The following is a 21,351-nucleotide window of genomic DNA, read 5'->3' on the forward strand; positions in this document are numbered from 1 at the left end:
GATAAAAAACTGTCGATATAAAACCACAGCTACATAAAAAAAAGAAGTCTTATCTTTAACTAGAATACATAAAGAAGAGTAGAGTGCTGAATCATTTTAGAATTCTGCAATAAAGATTGGCTTCAATAACGTTATCAGTGTTGCTTATGTGCTCTTTCGCTATATGGCTTCATTTATATATAGCAAAAGCGATATTGTCTAAATTAGGCCTTGGCTTGGAGTTAATCTCTGTATCATATCTGTTGCTTGTGCGGTGTATAGTTTAAAACAAGGGCTTACTGCTTAAAATATAAAGAAAAATATTATTGAATATGGCCAAAAATTAAAAAATACAATAGAAACAATTACTTGCAGGCAGGCTGGAATTTATGTTTATATAAAATCTACTGTTTTAAAAATGGAAATAAATCATTAAAAACAATTACTTAGATAGCCTCTTTGTTTGTAATTTTGGTGTTTAACACCTTAAGAAGTTAAAAGCCTTGTCTCTTTTGTTTAAATACCCCTTAAAACATAAATTCAGCGCTAAACCCTTGTTGAATATAAAAAATAGGCTAAAAATCACTCTATGCTACTTGGGTAGTTTTTGCAGATATAAAAATTGTATTTAAGTGATAATTACGATTAATAGAATGACGGTTTTATCCTTTGACTTGATAACGATAAATGACTTCTTGGCTAATATCCGTTAAATATATTTGACCGGCAATATCCCACATTTGCTCTTCTAACTGTTTTGCTTTGTGAATAGCATAGCGAGTGATGTAAGCTAACTCTTGATCCAAAAAAGAAATATCAGGGCGATTAGCACGACTAATATGAACATTAAATGCATAAAACTCGCCTTGAGCCATAGCGGTTTTAATGAACTGTAATTTTGAACGATGAGTGGCTAATTCGTTTTCCCATTGCGCAACAATTGCTGTTTCATATTCAAGTTCGTTTGGGTTGAATGCGACATAGATTTCTGCCTGTATTGGACGAAGATCGACGCGCAATGTACGCAGTGCATCTCTTATGAACGCATTGCTTTTATGCTTATCTTGAAATAGCCAAGCGCAATTCATTTTTGTCGCCGGCATATCGTGTTTCAGCAATGCTAACCAAGACGCTCTTATAGGTTGCATGGTTGTGACGGTAGGAAAGTAACCCCCGCGTTGTTTTTGCATGTAAGTACACAATTGTGGCGAGTTTTTAGCTTGCATACAGCGCAACGCATGGCCCATACCAGGCACAGATTCTTCGTTTGTAATTGTTTTGAGTTTATCTTTGTTGCTGTCTATTAACAATGTGAAAAACTTCTCAGCAATACTCAATTCTTTTTCAGATATCGCTTCTAAATGCAGCACTAGCTTGTCGTAGTTGATGTGTTTGACTCTATAGTGCAAATCTTCTAAGACAAACTGCGATGTTCTTTTTTGCAGCACAGGGAAAGCGATGCTCACCCTTGAATTTATGCGTTGTTCAAAAGGTGAGTCGAGTTCTATCTTGAGGCCGCTGATAGAGCAATCTTCGCTGACGCCCGTAATCTGCGTGTCATAGTTAGATAACTTAACTAAGGTGCGCAACTTATATCGAGTTTCCCTACGTAATTCTTGTTGCTTGTAGCGAAAAGAAAGCACAGGTACCGGCGGTTTATTACGAGGGTGACCGAAAGCAGCTAAATGTTTTATTTTATCTCGTTCTAGGATGTTTTTTTGATAACACTGTTGAGCGACTAAATGCGTAACATCAGTCACGCTTACCATGTGTTGGATATGCTTTAATTTTGATTCAAGCCTTGGTGTAAGAGGACGATTAAGTCTATCAATTTTACGATTGATGCCGGTGGGCATTGCGCTAGGCGTATAAGCAGACTTCGGATCAATGTCAATGCACAACACCTTATACACGCGCCAACTCACTTTGCGAGCAGCATAACTCAAAAAAATGGGCTTTAGCTCTCTCTCAATTTCAAGTTCTGCGCTTGATGCGGAATAAAAATAGGTTTTACCGTCTTTGATGTGAGTGAATGCATATATCCAAAGACAAGCGTCTGAGCTTGGGCTCGCTATCATGGCTGCGAGCCTAGTCGGATTCAACAAGAAACCGATATTTTGCTCATTGTTTTCGTCTAACCAGTAATCCATTATCTCTTTATTTGTCCCGTTCACGCAGGCGAATCGGGCTGTTGGCGTCTCTGCGTCTTGAGAATCGATGAATATTGACAGTGCAGGAGTGGTGCTAGCAAAAGCCTGCTCATGAATCTTGTCGTCTAAGGCTGCTAAGGTATTGTCGAGGTTTACTTTGTATTTACGTTTGTGAAGCTTTATTAGCTTTTTCACATAATTGTTGAAAACTTGAGGCCCAGTTCTTAAATCACGGCTAACGTGGATCCGCGCTTGGCCTGCTTCACCAGAAATGCCCAATATACGGTACTCAATAGATTCTTTAATGAGTCCGGAATCAGACTCAAAGCCTCGAAAAACGATGTTGACAGGTGCAAACGCTTTTATCATGTCGAGTTCGTCTGGGTTTTTAAGTTTCAGTTTTAAGCCGCTAGGGCTAAGGTCGACAGTGGTAGCAAATAAACTCTGATTATTGTCTAAAAAGATTTCTATCGCCACAACATAGTTCATGCGCTCTTCGCGACGATGTGCGTAATTTAATAACTGCTGATTAGCAACGATATACTTTTCGGAGTTTGACTTGTGATTGTCGTTTTGTTCTTCTGTGGATGTCATTGTGCCAGCATTGGCATTGGATTCGTGTTCAGCCAGTTTTAATACTGACTCATAAACGCCGAAGGTATAAATTCCGTAACGCTCAATTAGTTCCTCAAACAATGTCACTGCTGGTTGATGCAAGTAATGCTTGATCCCCTGAAATGAGACAAGTTCACAATTTGCACTCACTCGCGTTCTTAGATCAATTGAACGGATACAAGGCTTGGACAGTCGCTTCATTTCCATTTTCAGTAAAAAACGCTTTTCAACACTAATATCTTTAGTTGCCTCAATGAGTAAACGTGAAAATTCCGCTCTTTCTACTAGTGGAGCTAATTTGTGGATAAGATAAGTGTGTTCAGACAGATCGTGCGTCATGCGTTCCTATTCTTTAGGCAGTCGTTTTTAGTATCAAATGGGCTATTATCGCGATTACACGTTTAATATCGTCAATTACTCGTTTTATCGGCAAAAAATTTCATTTCTAAACGGATTTTTGGGACAAATTTCGTTACTCTTCGAACAATAACACGAAACGTTAAACCAGCACTATAAGTGACCATTGTATATGACCATCATATACGGCGATTATATGACTACTATATTGAGAACACACATTATTTATGGCAAAAAGAAAAACGGCTTTTGTTTGTAACGACTGCGGTTCAGAGCACCCGCGCTGGCAAGGACAATGTAATGACTGTCGCGAATGGAACACGCTTACCGAAATTATAATTGAAAATTCGGCGACTAAAAGCGTTCCAGCTAGTCGTAGCGGTTTTTCTGGCACTACAGCTGCTAAAGTAGAAATATTAAACGAAATCGATTTGGCGGCGCTTCCGCGTTTTTCTTCGGGGTTTAAAGAGCTCGATCGTGTTCTGGGGGGCGGTATTGTTCCTGGTTCCGCAATATTGATTGGTGGCTCTCCCGGAGCCGGCAAAAGTACACTATTACTGCAGGTCATGTGCCTGTTAGCTAGAACGAATTCGACACTATATGTGACCGGCGAAGAGTCGCTTCAGCAGGTCGCAATGCGAGCTAAAAGACTGCAGTTACCCGATGACAAACTCAAATTATTAGCTGAGACGAATGTTGATACTATTTGTCAATTAGCGCTTCAGCACAAACCAAGCATCATGGTTATCGATTCGATTCAAGTGATGCATATGAGTGACATTCAATCTGCGCCGGGTGGCGTGTCTCAAGTTAGAGAAAGTGCCGCTGCGTTGACACGTTTTGCGAAACAACATCACATTGCTATGTTTTTAGTTGGTCATGTAACCAAGGACGGCAGTCTTGCGGGTCCAAAGGTGTTGGAGCACTGCATTGATTGTTCCATGATGCTAGAAGGGGAGAGTGACAGCCGTTTTCGAACTTTGCGTGGTACTAAAAATAGATTCGGTGCAATTAACGAATTGGGTGTTTTTGGTATGACCGAGAAAGGCATGAAAGAAGTGTCTAATCCGTCTGCTATTTTCTTAAACCGAGAAGATGAAGCATCACCTGGCAGTATTGTCATGACGATCTGGGAAGGAACTCGTCCGCTGCTTGTTGAAATACAAGCGCTGGTTGATTACTCGCAGCTATCGAATCCACGACGTGTTGCGGTAGGGCTTGATCAAAACAGGCTTGCTATGCTGCTAGCAGTGATGCACCGCCATGGCAATGTGCAAATGAACGATCAAGATGTATTCGTGAATGTTGTGGGTGGGGTAAAAATCACTGAAACGGGTGCTGACCTTGCGGTGTTATTGGCGATGGTATCTAGCTTTAGGAACTATACCTTACCAAAAGAGCTAATTGCCTTTGGTGAAGTAGGCTTGTCCGGTGAAATAAGGCCGGTGCCAAATGGTACTGACCGCATAACTGAAGCGGCTAAACACGGGTTTAAGCGTGCTATTGTGCCGAAAGCAAACATGCCGAAACAAAAAATACCGGGTATTGAAATTGTGCCTGTTAGTCGACTATCTGAAGCTCTCGAAGCGCTTTGATACTACTTTATAGCTGCAGCAAGCTTTGGAACGTTAAAAATGACTCATTCAATTAAGACCCCTGTTGTATTTTTACCCGGAACATTATGTGATGAACGCATATTTATACCGCTGTGGCGAGCGCTGAATTCAAAAGGTAATTCACTAGATAACAAAGCTTTTGTGCCTTTGCAATGGGCTGAAGATTTGTCGCAAATGATGGCATTAAATGAAGATCGCCTCGCTTATTTTCCTGAAAAAGTGCACTTAGTGGGGTATTCAATGGGCGGCTATATTGCGGCCTTAGTTGCTTTGGCAAATCCTGATAAAGTCGCGTCATTAACACTTATTGCTAGCACTGCAACCGCACTAGCAGATAAAGAACTTGAACAACGTAAGTTGGTGTTGAAAACCATTAAAAACAAACAATATAAAGGTATGACGCAGTCTCGCGTTGACTTTATGCTGCACAGCAATAGTCAGGGCAACAAGGAGATTGTTGCTCTGATAAAAGAGATGGCTGATGACTTGGGCCCTTCAGTATTAGGCGCACAGACAGAAGCGACGGCAAACCGACAAGATCTGATCAATAAGTTGAGCAAACAACAGTTCAACACTTACTTTTTAGTAGGGGAGCAGGACAACATTGCTACCGTACCTGAAATTACTGAGATTGCAGCGCGTGCCGAAAGATTCCAAAAAGAGGTGTTTACTAATGCTGGGCATATGCTGCCTCTTGAGCAAACGGATGCATTAGCTCTTTTCCTACATCAGCACTTGCAGTAATCACGCTTCAGTAACAAAAAAGGAGCCTACATTTTCATGTAGCTCCTTTTTTGCGTGTCTGGTCTAGCCATCGTTAGACCAGCGACTTAACTAATTTTCTTGTACTTCAAGCGATGTGGTTCAACAACGTCATGTCCATAAGTTTGTTTTATCCACGTCTCATACTCATTATAGTTACCTTCGTAGAAGTTAATTTTCCCTTCATCACGGTAATCCATTATGTGTGTGGCGATGCGATCCAAAAACCATCTGTCATGCGAAATAACCATAACGCAGCCCGGAAACTCTAATATTGCGTTTTCAAGTGCACGCAAGGTTTCGACATCGAGATCGTTGGTTGGCTCATCCAGTAGCAGCGTGTTGCCGCCAGCTTTGAGTAGTTTCGCTAAATGCACACGGTTGCGTTCACCGCCCGATAAGTCTTTCACAAACTTTTGCTGGTCAGTGCCTTTGAAGTTGAAGCGACTGCAATATGCGCGGCTGTTTAATTCGAAATTGCCGATACGAACAATATCTTGTCCATCGGAAAGCTCTTGATAAACCGTTTTGTTGCCATCCATATGATCTCTAAATTGATCGACGCTAGCTAATTGAACGGTGTCGCCAATATCTATTTTACCTGAGTCTGGCTGTTCCTGACCCGTCAGCATTCTAAATAAAGTTGATTTACCCGCTCCGTTAGGACCGATAATGCCCACAATAGCGCCTTTTGGTACTTTAAAAGTGAGGTCATCAATTAATAAGCGATCGCCATATGACTTTCTCAAGTTAGTCACTTCAATGACTTTGTCACCTAAACGCTCACCAGGTGGAATGAACAATTCATTCGTTTCGTTACGTTTTTGATAATCGCCAGTATTCAGCTCTTCAAAGCGCGACATTCTGGCTTTGCTTTTAGCTTGACGGCCTTTGGGATTGCTTCGAACCCACTCAAGCTCTTGCTTGATAGATTTTTGACGTGCGCTTTCAGTGCGCTCTTCTTGTGCTAAGCGTGCGTCTTTCTGTTCCAACCAGCTCGAGTAGTTACCTTCCCATGGAATACCTTGGCCACGGTCAAGTTCAAGTATCCAACCAGCAACATTATCAAGGAAATATCTATCGTGGGTAATGGCCACAACAGTGCCTTCATAGTCATGTAGAAAACGTTCTAACCAAGCTACCGATTCCGCATCTAAGTGGTTGGTTGGTTCATCAAGTAGTAGCATTTCAGGTTTTTCTAGCAATAGACGACACAATGCAACGCGGCGTTTTTCACCACCTGAGAGCTTACTTACGTCAGCATCCCAAGGAGGAAGACGCAAAGCATCGGCAGCACGCTCTAATGCGTTTTCTAAATTGTGACCATCTTTGGTTTGAATGATGGCCTCCATTTCACCTTGCTCTTGCGCTAGTGCATCGAAATCGGCATCTGGCTCCGCATAAGCTGCATATATTTCATCAAGTCGCTTTAATGCATGAGCTACATCGGCGACGGCTTCTTCAATGTTGCCTCTGACGTCTTTGCTTTCATCTAGCTGCGGTTCTTGCGGCAAATAACCTATTTTTAGCCCCGTTTGAGGAATTGCTTCACCTTCAATATCGGTGTCAAGGCCAGCCATAATGCGCAGCAGTGTCGACTTACCAGAACCATTTAAACCTAAAACGCCAATTTTGGCGCCAGGGAAGAAGCTGAGGGAAATATTCTTAAGAATTTGACGATTAGGTGGGACAATTTTTCCCACTCTATGCATGCTATATACATATTGAGCCATAGTTCTCTCTTTTAACCTTTTTGTTGAGATTTTGCATTAATTCAGAGATAAAACACGTTTTAACGAGCCATTTTACGAATACGAGTACACTAGCTTGAGTGTATTAATAGCGGCACGTTAACCCGAATGTGATAATCCGAATATCAGTGTCTGAATTGTAAGGACTTTGGTAATTAAGTACTAGTAAATATCTGTGATATCATCAATAAAAAACACAAAATCGTAAAATTCAAAACAATTATAAGGAGCCTTATGCCAGCGTCTTACTCTCTGCAAGAACTCACACAACATATTGGGGGCGAGCTACAGGGCGATCCAAACGCCATCATCACTAGCATGGGCACTTTAGAAGGGGCTAAAAAAGGACAGCTGTCATTTTTGACCAATTCGAAATACAAAAATGCCATGGCCAATACAAAAGCGAGCGCCGTGATTTTAAAGGAAGCCGACGCGGAATTTTGTTCAACCAATAAAATAATTCACTCTGACCCCTATGTTGCTTTCGCGAAAATTGCTCAGTTGTTGGATTCTACTCCGGTACCCGACAGCGGTATTTCCGAGCTTGCTAGCATTCATCCTACTGCTGAAATTGGCGAAAACGCGAGTATTGCGCAGGGCGTTGTGATTGAAAGAGACGTGACGATTGGCAAAAATGCGCGTATTGGTCCGAATACTGTCATTGGCCAAGGCGCTAAGATAGGCGATGACTTGAATTTGCGGGCGAATGTCACGATTTATCATCGCGTGATTTTAGGTAATCGAGTTTCAATTCATAGTGGTACGATTGTTGGCTCTGACGGATTTGGTTACGCAAATGACAAAGGCGTGTGGGTGAAAATCCCGCAAACAGGCACCGTAGTGATTGGTGATGGCTGTGAGATCGGCGCTAACACCTGTATTGATCGAGGTGCATTGGACAACACAATGATTGGCAACGATGTCATTATTGATAACTTAGTGCAGATTGCGCATAACGTAACGGTCGGTGATCATTCTTGTATTTGCGGTGGCACTGGCATTGCCGGAAGCACAAATATCGGCAAATATGTGGTGATAGCGGGCACGTGTGTTGTGAATGGGCACATTGATATTTGCGACAAGGTGCAAATAACCGGTTTTAGTATGGTGACTAAATCGATTACCCAGCCTGGAGTCTACTCTTCAGGCATGCCGGTGCAACTAAATCGAGAATGGCAGAAAAACACAGTTAGACTGCGTCAAATCGATAAATTGGTTGAACGAGTCAAAGTCTTGGAAGGCCTGCATAAGTAGGCTTTACAACTGCTTATATTTAATTCCAATAAAGCGCTATACAAGCGCCTGAAAATGCTTAAAATATCGAGTCTGAATTTTAGGTGAATACGCACATTTTAGTCCCTCATATTGTCATCGGCACTAACAACAAGAGCAAACGCTTATTTGTGTTGTGATTGAAGTAACGAGACGAAGTGAAATATGCACGCAAAACAAGCTCAGTAGGAGATCCGTATGTTATCAAGTAAAATGACTATTGCAGAATTCGATCCAGAATTGGCTGCTGCAATAAACAACGAAAACCAACGTCAAGAACACCACATCGAGCTTATTGCGTCTGAGAATTATTGCAGTCCGCGAGTTATGGAAGCACAGGGTTCGCAACTTACCAATAAATACGCTGAAGGTTATCCGGGTAAGCGCTATTATGGCGGTTGTGAGTTTGTTGATATTGCCGAAGAATTAGCAATAGAACGAGCTAAACAGTTATTTGACTGCGACTATGCAAACGTGCAGCCACATTCTGGTTCACAGGCAAACACTGCCGTGTTTATGGCATTAATTAACGCTAATGACACCGTGTTGGGCATGAGCTTGGCCGACGGTGGTCACCTTACACATGGTTCTCACGTTAACTTTTCGGGTAAAACGTATAATGCGGTTCAGTACGGACTGCATCCAGAAACCGGCATTATTGACTACGACCAAGTCGAGGCGCTTGCCCTTGAGCACAAGCCTAAACTAATCATCGGCGGTTTTTCTGCCTATTCAGGTATTGTCGACTGGGCTCGTTTCCGCGAAATTGCAGACAAAGTGGATGCATACTTACTAGTAGACATGGCGCACGTTGCCGGTTTAGTTGCTGCGGGTGTTTATCCGAGTCCTCTGCCTCACGCACACGTGGTCACTACAACGACACACAAAACATTGGCTGGCCCGCGCGGTGGTCTGATTTTATCAGCCTGTGGCGATGAAACTTTATATAAAAAGTTTAACAGCTCAGTGTTCCCAGGTAACCAAGGCGGACCTTTGATGCACGTTATCGCTGCGAAAGCGGTCGCGTTCAAAGAAGCGCTTGAGCCTGAGTTCAAAACTTATCAGCAGCAAGTGCTTAAAAATGCCAAAGCAATGGTTTCGGTCATGCAAGAGCGCGGTTATAAGATTGTGTCAAACGGCACCGATAATCATTTATTTTTGCTAGACTTAATAGACAAAGATATCACGGGTAAAGATGCTGATGCTGCGTTGGGTAACGCGAATATTACCGTTAATAAAAACTCAGTGCCTAACGATCCAAGGTCACCTTTCGTCACAAGCGGTTTACGCATTGGTACTCCGGCTATTACGAGACGCGGGTTTAAAGAGGCAGAAGCAGGCCAAGTAGCTACTTGGATGTGTGATGTATTAGACAGTATCAATGATCAAAGTGTCATCGAAAGAGTCAAAGGCGAAGTCGTAGAACTATGCGAACGCTTCCCAGTATATGGTTAGTTAGTATACGGCTAGTTAAAGAGGTTTTTTAAAATTAGCTCAATTGCAGGCCATACATTGATGTGTATGGCCTTGCTTATTTTTGGAGCGTCAGCTCATGTTTTGTCCATTTTGTTCCGCACAAGAAACTAAAGTTATTGACTCAAGGCTCGTTGCCGACGGTGCTCAGGTGCGCAGACGCAGGGAATGCTTGGAGTGTCATGAACGATATACCACTTTCGAAATTGCTGAACTGGTCATGCCTCGTGTTGTTAAACGAGACGGTTCGCGAGAGCCTTTTAATGAAGACAAGCTGAGGGCTGGGCTACAAAGAGCACTAGAGAAACGTCCAGTAAGCACCGAACAAGTTGAAAACTGCATTGTTCGTATTAAATCATCGCTGCGAGCAACAGGCGAACGTGAAATTAAGAGTGAGCTTGTCGGCAGTTTAATAATGGATGCGCTTAAAGAGCTGGATAAAGTAGCCTATGTCCGTTTCGCCTCGGTATACCGATCGTTCGAGGACATACGTGAGTTTGGTGAAGAAATTGCTAAGCTAGGTGATTAATGCCCAAATTCACTAAAATCGATGCGCATTGGATGTCAATGGCGTTGAAATTGGCTCAAAAGGGACGTTTTTCAACAATGCCCAACCCAAATGTGGGTTGCGTCATTGTTGACAAGAATAATCAGTTGATTGGTCAAGGTTTCCATCAAAAGGCAGGTCAGGCCCACGCAGAAGTTAATGCGTTAATAAACGCTGGATTTATTCCTCACCAAAACCCAGCAAATGAGCCAACAGTCCATCAGGATAAACCTATAACGCATGGCGCCACAGCCTATGTTACGCTAGAACCCTGCAGTCATACCGGTAAGACCCCACCGTGCGCACTTGCTTTGATTGAAGCACAAATCGCTCGGGTTGTTATTGCTAGCATTGATAAAAACCCTCAAGTCATGAATAACGGGATTGCGCAGTTAAAAGAAGCGGGTATCCAAGTAGACACAGGCTTGATGGAGTCTGAAGCGCAAAAATTAAACACAGCGTTCAATTTTCGAATGACTCATAGTTTGCCATATGTGATCGTCAAACTCGCTACCAGTATCGATGGCAAAACCGCATTGAAAAACGGTGAGAGTAAATGGATTACCGGGCCAGAGGCGCGTGCTAACGTGCAGGTAGAACGGGCCTCTAGCTGCGCTATTTTAAGTGGTGCAGACACTGTCATCGCAGATGATCCCAAATTAAACGTGCGCGATGCGGCTTTGCCTGTTTTCGAAAGTGTGCTTTTCAAACTGCGCGCTGCACAGCCTGTTAGGGTCATTATTGACGGCCAAAACCGACTGCATAATAACTATCAAATCTTTCAAGATGAACACGAAGTAATTGTCTTCAACGCCAAACATAACTTTCAATTAACGGCTAAAAATATTGAGCAAATTCAAGTGCCGCTGGTGGTCTCAACAGAACATCAATCTGCAGAAGCTCGGCAGTATTTAGATTTACACGCTATAATGCTCGTGTTAGCTGAAAGGCAAATAAACAGAGTGTGGACTGAAACTGGGGCCGCACTGTCAGGCGCATTGTTGAAAAGCAATTTAGTCAACGAATTGATTATTTATCAAGCCCCAATTTTGCTCGGCTCTGATGCCAGAGGTGCGGTAAACATTGGCCAATTAACAAGTATAGAGCAAGCAGTTAAAACAGAATTTAAAGAAGTGACTCAGGTCGGGAAAGATCTAAAACTTCGCTTATCTATTAAAAGCTAACAACAAATTAAAAGTAGTAGGAGTGTCGGTTTATGTTTACTGGGATTATAGAAGCCAAGGGAACGATTAAGTCCTTGGTCAATCACGGCGACGATATTCGCCTAACAGTTGAAACAGGCAAGCTTGATATGAGCGATGTTGCCTTAGGAGATAGCATCGCCACTAACGGCGTTTGTTTAACGGTTGTTGATTTTGGTGAGCACTTTTACAGTGTGGACGTTTCTTCTGAAACCATAAAATATACTGGATTTGCGGATTACAGTAGCGGCAGCGCCGTTAATCTTGAAAAAGCCATGCGTGCTGATACCCGATTTGGTGGTCACATTGTGAGTGGTCATGTTGATGGTGTGGGCGAAGTGCTTTCGGTTACTGACCATCAGCGCTACGTTGAAATCTGGGTTAAAGCGCCGGATGAATTGGCTAAGTACATTGCGCACAAAGGCTCAATTACCGTCGACGGAGTCAGCTTAACAGTAAACGAAGTTAAGGGGGCGGCTTTCATGCTTTGGCTAATCCCTCATACGTTGCAAGAAACGGTCATGGGCACTTATGCAAAAGGAACTAAAGTCAATTTAGAAGTTGACGTGATTGCGCGTTACCTAGAAAGACTTATGCTCGGTGACAAAGCCGCACAAGAAGAAAAACAAGACATCAGCATGTCATTTTTAGCTGAGCATGGTTATTTAAAATAGGGGGAGCTTTACAAAAGCTCGACTCAAATACACTAACTTGAAACAGATTCGTTTGGCATTAGCTCATTGTTGCAAGCAGAACTAGCCAGTAAAAAGACATGAAATAATCGAAGTTTCACCATATTTAAAAACACGAAGAGAAATGTAATGGCGTTGAACACAACACAGGAAATTATCGAAGACATCAAGCTAGGCAAAATGGTTATTTTGATGGATGACGAGGATCGAGAAAATGAAGGTGATCTGATTATGGCTGCTGAGCACGTTACGCCAGAAGCGATTAACTTTATGGTTACCCATGCAAGGGGCCTAGTCTGTTTGCCCATGACAGCAGAGCGCTGCAAATTGTTGAAGTTGCCGTTGATGGTGGACAACAATAACGCTCAATTTTCCACTAACTTCACTGTTTCGATTGAAGCTGCAGAAGGCGTAACTACGGGTATTTCAGCAGCCGACAGAGCAAGAACAGTTTTGGCAGCAGTCAATCCAAACGCTATTGCCAAAGACATCGTGCAGCCAGGTCATATATTCCCTCTGATTGCGAAAGAAGGCGGCGTGTTAAATAGAGCTGGACATACAGAAGCCGGTGTTGATTTGGCCAGAATGGCTGGCTGTCAATCAGCTTCAGTAATTGTTGAAATTCTCAACGATGACGGCACGATGGCGAGAAGACCTGAGCTTGAGGTATTCGCCCAGAAACATAATCTGAAAATAGGAACGATTGCCGATCTCATCGAGTATAGAAACCTAAACGAAACGACTATTGAACAAGTAGCAACTTGCAATTTACCTACCGCTTACGGTGATTTTGAGCTCATTACTTTTAAAGACGTAATTGATGAACAAATTCATTTTGCGCTTAAAAAGGGCGACATTGTTGCAGGCAAACCAACCTTAGTGCGAGTGCATTTACATAATACCTTAAGTGATTTACTTAGCTCAACGCGAGCAGTGAATCGCTCGATGCCTCTTTCTGAGTCGATGCAACGCATTAATAAAGAGGGTGGTGTATTAGTTTTGCTTGGTAAAAAAGAAGACATCATTTCACAAGTGAAGCAGTTTCAAGCAGAAGATAACGGCGAAGTTGCTGAAGGTAAAGCATGGCAAGGTTCTTCTCGCACTGTAGGCGTGGGAAGTCAGATACTAGCAAGCCTAGGTATAGAGAAAATGCGTTTATTAAGCAAGCCAATTAAATACTCGGCATTATCAGGTTTTGGCCTTGAAGTTGTCGAATACGTTTACGATGAAAAATAAACCCTTTTAACAATTAATCTTCGCGCGACTTATGGTATACTTCGCGCCGATTTTTTTGGAGAGCAAAAATGATAGAGATTGAAGGTAATATTCGAGCGACTGGCAAAAAATTTGCCATTGTTGTAGCACGCTTTAACGGTTTTGTAGTTGAGAGTTTGTTGGATGGTGCATTAGATACGCTAGAGCGTCATGGTGAAGTGAATCCTGATGACGTCACCGTGGTTCGAGTGCCGGGTGCCTATGAATTGCCTATCGCTGCTAAAAAACTCGCTGAGAAAAATAAATTTGATGCGATTATTGCTATCGGTGCAGTGATCCGTGGCGGTACGCCACATTTTGATTTCGTTGCTGGTGAATGCAACAAAGGGTTGGCTCAAGTATCTTTAGATGCTGGCATTCCTGTTGCGTTTGGGGTTATCACTACAGACAGCATAGAGCAAGCAATTGAGCGTTCAGGAACGAAAGCTGGCAACAAAGGCGCAGAAGCAGCTTTGTGTGCACTTGAAATGGTAAACGTCATTAGTGCTATTGAAGAGGCTAACTAAGTGAAACCTGCCGCGCGACGTAAAGCTAGAGAGCTAGCAGTTCAAGGTTTGTATGGTTGGCAAATGAGTGGCAACCCTATCGAACAAATAGAGCTTAGTATTGCTACTACCAATGACATGCACAAAGTCGACATGGAGTACTTTCAAGCCCTGTTGCGCGGAGTCGCAGAAAGAACAGAAGAGTTAGATAAAGCTATCAAGCCGTATCTCGGCCGTTTGCCGGAAGAACTAGATCCGGTCGAAAAAGCAATTTTACGATTAGCAACATTAGAACTCGTTGAACGTTTTGACACGCCCTTTAAGGTTGTCATTAATGAGTCAATTGAGTTAGCCAAAACCTTTGGCGCTGAAGAGAGTCATAAGTTTGTCAATGGCGTGTTAGATAAAGCCGTTAAGACACTTCGAAAAGACGAAAGAAGCTAATGTAGTGAAAGAGTTTGATTTGATTGGTAACTACTTTGCAAAAGGTGGTTATGTCCGCAAAGATGTATTGTTAGGTATCGGTGATGATGCTGCTGTTACGAAGGTGCCTACTGGCCAATGTGTTGTGACAACCACCGATACGCTTGTTGAAGGCGTTCACTTTCTCGCCGATACGGCGCCAGAGGCAATCGCTCACAAAGCGATTGCAGTAAACCTCAGTGATCTCGCCGCAATGGGTGCAGAGCCTGCTTGGATCAGCCTGTCTCTTTCGTTACCCAGTATTGATGAAAGTTGGGTGAAAGCTTTTTCAGAAAAAATCCACAGTTTAAGCCACTATTTTTCATTCCAGCTCATCGGTGGCGATACGGTTCAAGGTCCTCTTAGCATTACCATAACCGCTCAAGGTTTTATACCAGACGACAACCAAATAACTCGAAGTGGTGCAGAGCCTAGCGACTGGTTGCTAGTGACGGGATGTTTGGGCGATGCAGGCGTAGGCTTAGATATTCTCACCGATAAAGTCATAGTCAGTAATGCTGAGCACGCATCTTATTTGAAAAATAGGCATTGGTTTCCAACTCCCAGAGTGCTTGCAGGCACGACGCTTCGGCGCGTTGCAACCTCGTGTATTGATGTGTCTGACGGACTTATTCAAGACTTACATCAAGTCATTTCACGCTCTGAAGTTGGCGCTATAGTGCACCTTGATAAGTTACCTATTTCAGAGGCATTGGGTAAAAACATTGAAAACCTAACTGACGCGCTCACATATGCAGCGACGGCTGGTGACGATTATGAGTTGTTGTTTACGGTTCCAGAAGAGCAAAGAGTTTACATTGAAACGGCGCTTGCAAGTTATAATATTCCAGTTACCTGCATTGGGCAAATTACGGGTGCGGCAGGAAAGATTGATCTTCGTTTAGACGAGCAGCCTTTTGAATTTGAATCAAAAAAGATTGGCTTTGAGCACTTTTCCTAATGGATAAAACCCTACGTCAGCGAGTTAGCATGAGAAATCCAGTGCACTTTTTAGCATTGGGCTTCGGGAGTGGTCTAATTCCGTTAATGCCTGGCACTTTTGGCTCTCTAGCAGCCCTTCCCATTTTATACGCGATGAGTTTTGTCACTTTAGAAGTCTTTATAGCAATTGCTGTAGTAAGTTTTTTAGTGGGAATATATCTTTGTGGCAAGACAGCACGCGATATGAAAATGCACGATCACGGTTCGATTGTGTGGGACGAAGTTGCTGGTATGATGGTGACCTTCATCGCAATTCCAATCAATCCACTTTCTCTATTGTTGGGTTTTTTATTGTTTCGATTTTTTGATATTTTAAAACCTTGGCCTATTCGAGTTTTTGATAAGCGCGTCCATGGCGGCTTTGGCATTATGATTGACGATATTGTGGCTGGGCTCATGGCGTGTGCTTGCTTGCATGGGATCTTTTATCTACTACCTAATATTGCGTCGCAAATCACCTAGCTAAATACATTATGCAGCAAGCAAAACAGAGTGAAATGCGATGTGGAAACATCGCATTGCCGTAGATTAACTATTTGCTGCAACTGCCGTTAAAATACCCTTAGTATCTAATCCTAGCTCCGCATACATTTCCTGCTGCGTGCCCTGCATAATAAACTCATCTGGTAAGCCTAACTGTACAAGGTTTGGGGTTAATTTGTGCTTGAATAAGGCTTCTGCCACCCCACCACCAGCACCGCCAGCAATCGCACCATCCTCTAGTGTTATAAGCAGCTCATGCTGTTTGGCCGCTTCAACTAAGGCGACTTCATCAAGCGGTTTCACAAAGCGCATATCAATCAACGTTGCGTCTATTTGCTCAGCCGCTTCAGCTGCATAAGGCATTAAGGTACCGAAATTAAGAATAGCGACTTTTTTACCTTTTCTGATGGTCCTGGCCTTTCCAATATCTAATAACTGCATTTCGCCCGTGGCATCAATCCCCGATCCTGAACCTCTCGGATATCTTACAGCGGCTGGTTTATTTGCTTTATGACCCGTGTATAGCATATTGCGGCATTCAAGTTCATCGGATGGCGTCATAATGATCATGTTTGGGATACAGCGAAGAAAGCTAATATCGAATGCACCTTGGTGAGTTGGACCATCTGCGCCAACCAATCCAGCACGATCGATAGCGAATAGAACAGGCAAGTCTTGGATCGCAACGTCATGTATTAGTTGATCGTATGCACGCTGTAAAAAGGTAGAATAAATGGCAACGACAGTATTTTTTCCCTCTCGTGCCATACCTGCAGCAAGCGTGACAGCATGTTGTTCAGCAATCGCTACATCAAAGTATTGCTCAGGGAAACGTTGTGAAAACTCAACCATACCAGAGCCTTCGCGCATCGCTGGTGTAATAGCCATTAAATCAGTGTCTACTTTAGCCATGTCGCATAACCACTTGCCAAATATGGCGGAGAAGTTTGGCGAGCTAGGAGCTGCTTTAGGCAACTTGTGCTCTAAGTGGTTGAACTTAGGAACCGCATGCCATTTTATTGGATCTTGCTCGGCAAGCTCATAGCCTTTGCCTTTCTTGGTGACTACGTGCAAAATTTTTGGTCCTGACATTTTGCGCATATTGGCTAAGGTATCAACGATAGCAAGAACATCATGACCATCAATTGGCCCAAAATAATTAAAACCCAATTCTTCGAAAATCGTCCCCGGCACTACCATGCCCTTTAGGTGTTCTTCAGCTCTACTCGCAAATTCTCTAATAGGTGGCAAGGTACTTAAGATTTTTTTGCCACCGTCTCTTATGCTATTGAAAAAATTGCCTGTTAATAAGCGAGCTAAATGACTGTTTAACGCGCCAACGTTCTCCGATATCGACATTTCGTTATCATTTAAAATAACCACCATATCTTTGCCTATATCGCCGGCATGATTCAGCGCCTCAAACGCTAATCCAGCGGTCATCGCACCGTCACCAATTACAGCAACGACTTTACGACCTTTATCCTCTTGTTCAGCTGCAATTGCCATGCCTAAGGCGGCACTGATAGAGGTTGAGGAATGACCAACAGCAAAGGTGTCGTATTCACTTTCAGGAGGCCAAGGGAAGGGATGAAGACCACCTTTTTGACGAATGGTGGTCATTCGGTCACGTCTTCCTGTTAGGATTTTATGCGGATAAGCCTGGTGGCCCACGTCCCATACCACGCGGTCGAACGGTGTATTGTATACATAATGAAGCGCCACGGTTAATTCAACGGTACCTAGACCCGAGGCGAAGTGACCGCTGCTTAAACTAACGCTGTCAAGCAAATAGCGACGCAGTTCGTTTGCAATTTTGGTCAAAGAGTCTTTGGGTAACTTGCGCAACTCTTCTGGAATATTTGCTTTCGCTAAGTGTGGGTAGTCAGCTAGGTTTAACGTCATTATTTCTTTTATCTTCTGTCAGTGATACCGCGTACTCAGGCAATTGTAGCATTGTTGATGAGTAACAAAGGTGTCTATTTCTGTTCGTAAATCATTTGCTTAAAGGTGCACGCTGCATTTTTAAGCACGAAACTTGATTCCAGTACTAGTATTCTCGCGAGACCAAAAAATCGGTAAAGGCTTTTAATTGATCTGTATTGTAGGGCAAAGAGGCAATTGCTTGAAGTGCTTCATTGTGCAGCATTTGCAAAAAGCTTTGCGATCCCTCCAAGCCAAGGTGTGACACGAAAGTGTTTTTATTTAAATCAGTATCTGAACCCTGGGGTTTACCTAATGTTTCGCTGTCCGATATGACGTCCAAAATGTCGTCTTGTACTTGAAAAGCGAGACCAATCTTGCTGGCGTATTTCTGCAATAACTGAATATGTTCAATGGGTATACTGGGCGCTAGTATTGCGCCTAACGATACGCAAGCACTCAGCAATGCACCGGTTTTTAGTTGATGAAGCTCGGTTAACTCGGCTAATGATATTTCGTTACCGGTGGCAAGTAAATCAATGCTTTGACCAGCGCACATTCCGTTTACCCCAGACGCTTTGGCTATTACTTTTGCCATATCAACGCGCTTCGCTGAATTGTCTTTTGACAGTGGGTGATTCAGCACAATTTCAAAAGCGAGCGTTTGTAGTGCGTCGCCTGCCAAAATAGCGGTCGCCTCACCAAACTGTATATGATTTGTTGGCTTGCCGCGGCGCAGGGCATCATCGTCCATGGCGGGTAAGTCGTCATGGATTAAGGAATAAGCATGAATACATTCAATTGACATACTCGCCACATCAAGATCGTCTGGATTAGCGTCAAGCATATTTCCAACTATCGAAAGGAGCATTGGACGCATACGTTTACCACCGCTAAAAACACTGTATTTCATTGCTGTGATAAGTTCGTCAGCAGTCTGTGTTTGCTGGTCAATAAATAACGCTAGTTTGCGATCAATTCGTGTTTGCACATCTTGCTGAATGTTCAACAGTGCTATAGCGGAGGGCGAAGTGGACGACATTCTTACTAAAGCTCATCGCTTTCGAAATCAGCAAGTGTTTCGGTGCCGTTAGATTGCATCAATATCTGGACTTTTTGTTCAGCTGCCTTCAGTTGCTGCTGGCTTTGTCTTGCTAACTGAATACCGCGTTCGAACTTCTTCAAAGAGTCTTCCAAGGGAATATCACCTTTTTCCATTTCGACGACGATTTCTTCGAGCTCTTGCATGGCTGCTTCAAATGATGTTTTTTGTTCTGTCATTGACTTTAATTTTTCTGGCAAATGCTTGCGGAGAACCATAACTGAGGGGCGATTCAAGGTCAATTAATTTGCCCAAATATGCGTAAATATATTCCTTTGTTAGTAAAGCTTTTGGTATTTATGCCGTTAATACTTTTGCAGGCTGTGATTAGTCCAAAATACAAAGGTATTAAAGCCGATACCGCGATTTTTGGCGTTACGGGTAAACTGCAAAGCGTCAACACTATCAATTTTTTAAAAAGCAATTTTAATAGGAGCGAAACGTGGATTTAGCAACCCTCATAGGTATGATTGGTGCCATAGGTTTTGTCTTAATGGCAATGATCTTAGGCGGCGATTTGGGGATGTTTTTCAATGTACCCTCGGTTTTGATTGTTTTTGGTGGCTCTGTATTCGTTGTACTTTCACAATATCCACTTGGCCAATTTTTAGGCGCAGGGAAAGTTGCTGGTAAAGCGTTTATGTTCAAGATTCAAGCGCCTGAAGAGTTAATCCATAAGATTGTTGAAATGGCTGACGCAGCGCGTAAGGGCGGCTTTCTGGCCTTAGAAGAAGCTGTTATTGACAACGCATTTATGCAAAAAGGCGTCGACATGTTGGTCGACGGTCACGACGTTGAAGTCGTAAGAACAACAATGGGTAAGGATATTACGAATACGTCTGAACGACATGACGCAGGTTCGGTAATTTTTAAATCCCTCGGTGACGTGGCTCCAGCGATGGGAATGATCGGTACCTTGGTTGGATTAGTTGCGATGCTGTCAAACATGGATGATCCAAAAGCAATCGGTCCGGCGATGGCAGTAGCACTCTTAACGACGCTGTATGGCGCTTTTTTAGCGAACATTGTCTGTTTGCCAATATCTTTTAAATTGAGCGTGCGAGCGGCTCAAGAGAAACTTAATCAAAGTCTTATTCTGGATGGTATTTTAGGAATTGCCGATGGTCAAAACCCACGTGTTATTGAAGGTGTTTTGAAAGGCTATATTGCTGAAGGTAAACGCGGCACTGGAGAAACAGAGTAGTGGATGACGAATGCCCCAAATGTCCTCCCGCAGGACTGCCTGCTTGGATGGGTACCTTCGCTGACTTGATGTCATTGTTAATGTGCTTTTTCGTACTGCTACTTTCATTTTCTGAAATGGATGTGAGAAAGTTTAAACAGATAGCGGGTTCCATGAAGTTTGCATTTGGTGTCCAAAATAAAATTGAGTTGAAAGATATTCCCAAAGGTACCAGCGTTATTGCAATGGAGTTTCGCCCGGGGAAACCCGATCCAACGCCCATTGAAACAGTCCAACAAATCACACAAGAAATTACTAAACCTATGTTGAACTTCCAAGACGGTGAAGAAGATAACGCAGGTGGCAGACAAAAGCAGCGTGGTAGCTTTAGAGGTGGCCAATCAGCACAAACAGCAAATCAAACTGCGGCCGCAGCGGCCGCGGCCTCAAGCAAAGATCAAACAGATAAAAATACCAAAAAAATAGAAGATTTACTGCAAAAAGAAATTAAAGATGGCGCAGTAGATGTTGAAAATCTCGGACAGCAAATTGTTATTCGGATAAGAGAGAATGGTTCTTTTTCAGCCGGTTCTGCATTTTTACAACCGCAATTCAAACCGATTATTCGCGAGATTGGCGTCTTACTAGCAGACATGCCGGGCGAAATAGAAGTGACTGGGCACAGTGACAGTGTTCAAATTTCAAATGAACTATATCGCTCAAACTGGGATTTGTCAGCGCAAAGAGCAGTTGCTGTTGCTGAAGAGCTGCGAAAAGCACGTGGGTTTGATGAAGCCAGAATGAAAATCGTTGGGAAAGCTGCTACACAACCAATTGAAGCAGAAGATACACCTGAATCTCGAAACAAAAATAGGCGCGTAGAAATATCAATTATGCAGGGTAAACCGAAGTTTTCAGACCCCATATCAGTGCTGGAAAATTAAGTTTATTGAGTCTAAGAAAGGTTGTAGAGCATAGAGGGCAGTACACAAAATATATAAAGTAAGAAAGCCCTAGCAA

General features: G+C 43.0%; 19 protein-coding genes. 14 read left to right on the forward strand and 5 right to left on the reverse strand.

Annotated features, from left to right (window positions below):
* Positions 1-641: 641 nt before the first annotated feature.
* Positions 642-3,083, reverse strand: a complete 2,442-nt coding sequence (locus GNIT_RS05210; RefSeq protein WP_014108102.1) for a PilZ domain-containing protein — start codon at positions 3,081-3,083, stop codon at positions 642-644.
* 245 nt (positions 3,084-3,328) lie between these two features.
* Here GNIT_RS05210 and radA point away from each other — a divergent pair, with 245 nt between their 5' ends.
* Positions 3,329-4,696 (forward strand): DNA repair protein RadA, encoded by a 1,368-nt coding sequence (radA, locus tag GNIT_RS05215; RefSeq protein ID WP_014108104.1) that lies wholly within the window; start codon positions 3,329-3,331, stop codon positions 4,694-4,696.
* Between the two features lie 39 nt (positions 4,697-4,735).
* Positions 4,736-5,461 (forward strand): alpha/beta fold hydrolase, encoded by a 726-nt coding sequence (locus GNIT_RS05220; protein ID WP_014108105.1) that lies wholly within the window; start codon positions 4,736-4,738, stop codon positions 5,459-5,461.
* An 86-nt stretch (positions 5,462-5,547) separates the two neighbouring features.
* On the opposite strand, the gene ettA is transcribed toward GNIT_RS05220, so the two are convergent.
* Positions 5,548-7,212, reverse strand: a complete 1,665-nt coding sequence (ettA, locus tag GNIT_RS05225) for an energy-dependent translational throttle protein EttA (protein ID WP_014108106.1) — start codon at positions 7,210-7,212, stop codon at positions 5,548-5,550.
* A gap of 252 nt (positions 7,213-7,464) precedes the next feature.
* Between ettA and lpxD the strand changes: the two genes are divergently transcribed.
* From lpxD to GNIT_RS05275, 10 genes are all read left to right on the forward strand, one after another.
* Positions 7,465-8,484 (forward strand): UDP-3-O-(3-hydroxymyristoyl)glucosamine N-acyltransferase, encoded by a 1,020-nt coding sequence (gene lpxD, locus GNIT_RS05230; RefSeq protein WP_014108107.1) that lies wholly within the window; start codon positions 7,465-7,467, stop codon positions 8,482-8,484.
* Positions 8,485-8,700: 216 nt separating this feature from the next.
* Positions 8,701-9,957, forward strand: coding sequence for a serine hydroxymethyltransferase (gene glyA / locus GNIT_RS05235; protein ID WP_014108108.1), 1,257 nt, complete (start codon positions 8,701-8,703; stop codon positions 9,955-9,957).
* Positions 9,958-10,054: 97 nt separating this feature from the next.
* Positions 10,055-10,504, forward strand: a complete 450-nt coding sequence (gene nrdR / locus GNIT_RS05240; RefSeq protein WP_014108109.1) for a transcriptional regulator NrdR — start codon at positions 10,055-10,057, stop codon at positions 10,502-10,504.
* Positions 10,504-11,706 (forward strand): bifunctional diaminohydroxyphosphoribosylaminopyrimidine deaminase/5-amino-6-(5-phosphoribosylamino)uracil reductase RibD, encoded by a 1,203-nt coding sequence (gene ribD / locus GNIT_RS05245; RefSeq protein ID WP_014108110.1) that lies wholly within the window; start codon positions 10,504-10,506, stop codon positions 11,704-11,706. Before nrdR ends, ribD begins: the two co-directional genes overlap by 1 nt.
* 32 nt (positions 11,707-11,738) lie before the next feature.
* The gene (locus tag GNIT_RS05250) at positions 11,739-12,398 is read left to right on the forward strand and encodes a riboflavin synthase (RefSeq protein WP_014108111.1); all 660 of its coding nucleotides are present in this window, start codon (positions 11,739-11,741) and stop codon (positions 12,396-12,398) included.
* Between the two features lie 147 nt (positions 12,399-12,545).
* Positions 12,546-13,652, forward strand: a complete 1,107-nt coding sequence (ribBA, locus tag GNIT_RS05255; protein ID WP_014108112.1) for a bifunctional 3,4-dihydroxy-2-butanone-4-phosphate synthase/GTP cyclohydrolase II — start codon at positions 12,546-12,548, stop codon at positions 13,650-13,652.
* Between the two features lie 68 nt (positions 13,653-13,720).
* Complete coding sequence (gene ribH, locus GNIT_RS05260) at positions 13,721-14,197, forward strand: 6,7-dimethyl-8-ribityllumazine synthase (RefSeq protein ID WP_014108113.1); 477 nt, start codon at positions 13,721-13,723, stop codon at positions 14,195-14,197.
* A complete protein-coding gene (gene nusB / locus GNIT_RS05265) occupies positions 14,198-14,620 on the forward strand; it encodes a transcription antitermination factor NusB (RefSeq protein WP_014108114.1) in 423 nt (140 codons plus the stop codon).
* A 4-nt stretch (positions 14,621-14,624) separates the two neighbouring features.
* Positions 14,625-15,599: a thiamine-phosphate kinase gene (gene thiL / locus GNIT_RS05270; protein ID WP_014108115.1), complete on the forward strand. Its 975-nt coding sequence runs from the start codon at positions 14,625-14,627 to the stop codon at positions 15,597-15,599.
* A complete protein-coding gene (locus GNIT_RS05275) occupies positions 15,599-16,102 on the forward strand; it encodes a phosphatidylglycerophosphatase A family protein (protein ID WP_014108116.1) in 504 nt (167 codons plus the stop codon). The genes thiL and GNIT_RS05275 overlap by 1 nt, the downstream gene beginning before the upstream one ends.
* A gap of 66 nt (positions 16,103-16,168) precedes the next feature.
* Here GNIT_RS05275 and dxs read toward each other — a convergent pair whose 3' ends face one another.
* From dxs to xseB, 3 genes are all read right to left on the reverse strand, one after another.
* Positions 16,169-18,028 carry a 1-deoxy-D-xylulose-5-phosphate synthase gene (gene dxs, locus GNIT_RS05280; RefSeq protein WP_014108117.1) on the reverse strand — a complete coding sequence of 620 codons (1,860 nt, stop codon included), beginning with the start codon at positions 18,026-18,028 and terminating at the stop codon, positions 16,169-16,171.
* Between the two features lie 145 nt (positions 18,029-18,173).
* A complete protein-coding gene (locus GNIT_RS05285; RefSeq protein ID WP_014108118.1) occupies positions 18,174-19,088 on the reverse strand; it encodes a polyprenyl synthetase family protein in 915 nt (304 codons plus the stop codon).
* Positions 19,089-19,093: 5 nt separating this feature from the next.
* A complete protein-coding gene (gene xseB, locus GNIT_RS05290) occupies positions 19,094-19,327 on the reverse strand; it encodes an exodeoxyribonuclease VII small subunit (RefSeq protein WP_041246665.1) in 234 nt (77 codons plus the stop codon).
* Positions 19,328-19,590: 263 nt separating this feature from the next.
* Between xseB and pomA the strand changes: the two genes are divergently transcribed.
* Both pomA and GNIT_RS05305 read left to right on the forward strand, forming a co-directional pair.
* On the forward strand, positions 19,591-20,352 hold the full coding sequence (pomA, locus tag GNIT_RS05300) for a flagellar motor protein PomA (RefSeq protein WP_014108121.1): 762 nt from the start codon (positions 19,591-19,593) through the stop codon (positions 20,350-20,352).
* On the forward strand, positions 20,352-21,275 hold the full coding sequence (locus GNIT_RS05305; RefSeq protein ID WP_014108122.1) for a flagellar motor protein MotB: 924 nt from the start codon (positions 20,352-20,354) through the stop codon (positions 21,273-21,275). The genes pomA and GNIT_RS05305 overlap by 1 nt, the downstream gene beginning before the upstream one ends.
* The last annotated feature ends 76 nt before the right edge of the window (positions 21,276-21,351 follow it).

Source organism: Glaciecola nitratireducens FR1064, from assembly GCF_000226565.1.
GTDB classification, from domain to species: Bacteria; Pseudomonadota; Gammaproteobacteria; order Enterobacterales; family Alteromonadaceae; genus Glaciecola; species Glaciecola nitratireducens.

What these genes read in the sequence shown, in the direction of transcription:
- dxs (WP_014108117.1), bottom strand. Translation starts at nt 18,028, where the DNA reads ATGACGTTAAACCTAGCTGACTACCCACACTTAGCGAAAGCAAATATT.
- lpxD (WP_014108107.1), top strand. Translation starts at nt 7,465, where the DNA reads ATGCCAGCGTCTTACTCTCTGCAAGAACTCACACAACATATTGGGGGC.
- glyA (WP_014108108.1), top strand. Translation starts at nt 8,701, where the DNA reads ATGTTATCAAGTAAAATGACTATTGCAGAATTCGATCCAGAATTGGCT.
- GNIT_RS05285 (WP_014108118.1), bottom strand. Translation starts at nt 19,088, where the DNA reads ATGTCGTCCACTTCGCCCTCCGCTATAGCACTGTTGAACATTCAGCAA.
- ettA (WP_014108106.1), bottom strand. Translation starts at nt 7,212, where the DNA reads ATGGCTCAATATGTATATAGCATGCATAGAGTGGGAAAAATTGTCCCA.
- GNIT_RS05220 (WP_014108105.1), top strand. Translation starts at nt 4,736, where the DNA reads ATGACTCATTCAATTAAGACCCCTGTTGTATTTTTACCCGGAACATTA.
- GNIT_RS05250 (WP_014108111.1), top strand. Translation starts at nt 11,739, where the DNA reads ATGTTTACTGGGATTATAGAAGCCAAGGGAACGATTAAGTCCTTGGTC.
- xseB (WP_041246665.1), bottom strand. Translation starts at nt 19,327, where the DNA reads ATGACAGAACAAAAAACATCATTTGAAGCAGCCATGCAAGAGCTCGAA.
- ribD (WP_014108110.1), top strand. Translation starts at nt 10,504, where the DNA reads ATGCCCAAATTCACTAAAATCGATGCGCATTGGATGTCAATGGCGTTG.
- GNIT_RS05275 (WP_014108116.1), top strand. Translation starts at nt 15,599, where the DNA reads ATGGATAAAACCCTACGTCAGCGAGTTAGCATGAGAAATCCAGTGCAC.
- nrdR (WP_014108109.1), top strand. Translation starts at nt 10,055, where the DNA reads ATGTTTTGTCCATTTTGTTCCGCACAAGAAACTAAAGTTATTGACTCA.
- GNIT_RS05210 (WP_014108102.1), bottom strand. Translation starts at nt 3,083, where the DNA reads ATGACGCACGATCTGTCTGAACACACTTATCTTATCCACAAATTAGCT.
- radA (WP_014108104.1), top strand. Translation starts at nt 3,329, where the DNA reads ATGGCAAAAAGAAAAACGGCTTTTGTTTGTAACGACTGCGGTTCAGAG.
- ribH (WP_014108113.1), top strand. Translation starts at nt 13,721, where the DNA reads ATGATAGAGATTGAAGGTAATATTCGAGCGACTGGCAAAAAATTTGCC.
- ribBA (WP_014108112.1), top strand. Translation starts at nt 12,546, where the DNA reads ATGGCGTTGAACACAACACAGGAAATTATCGAAGACATCAAGCTAGGC.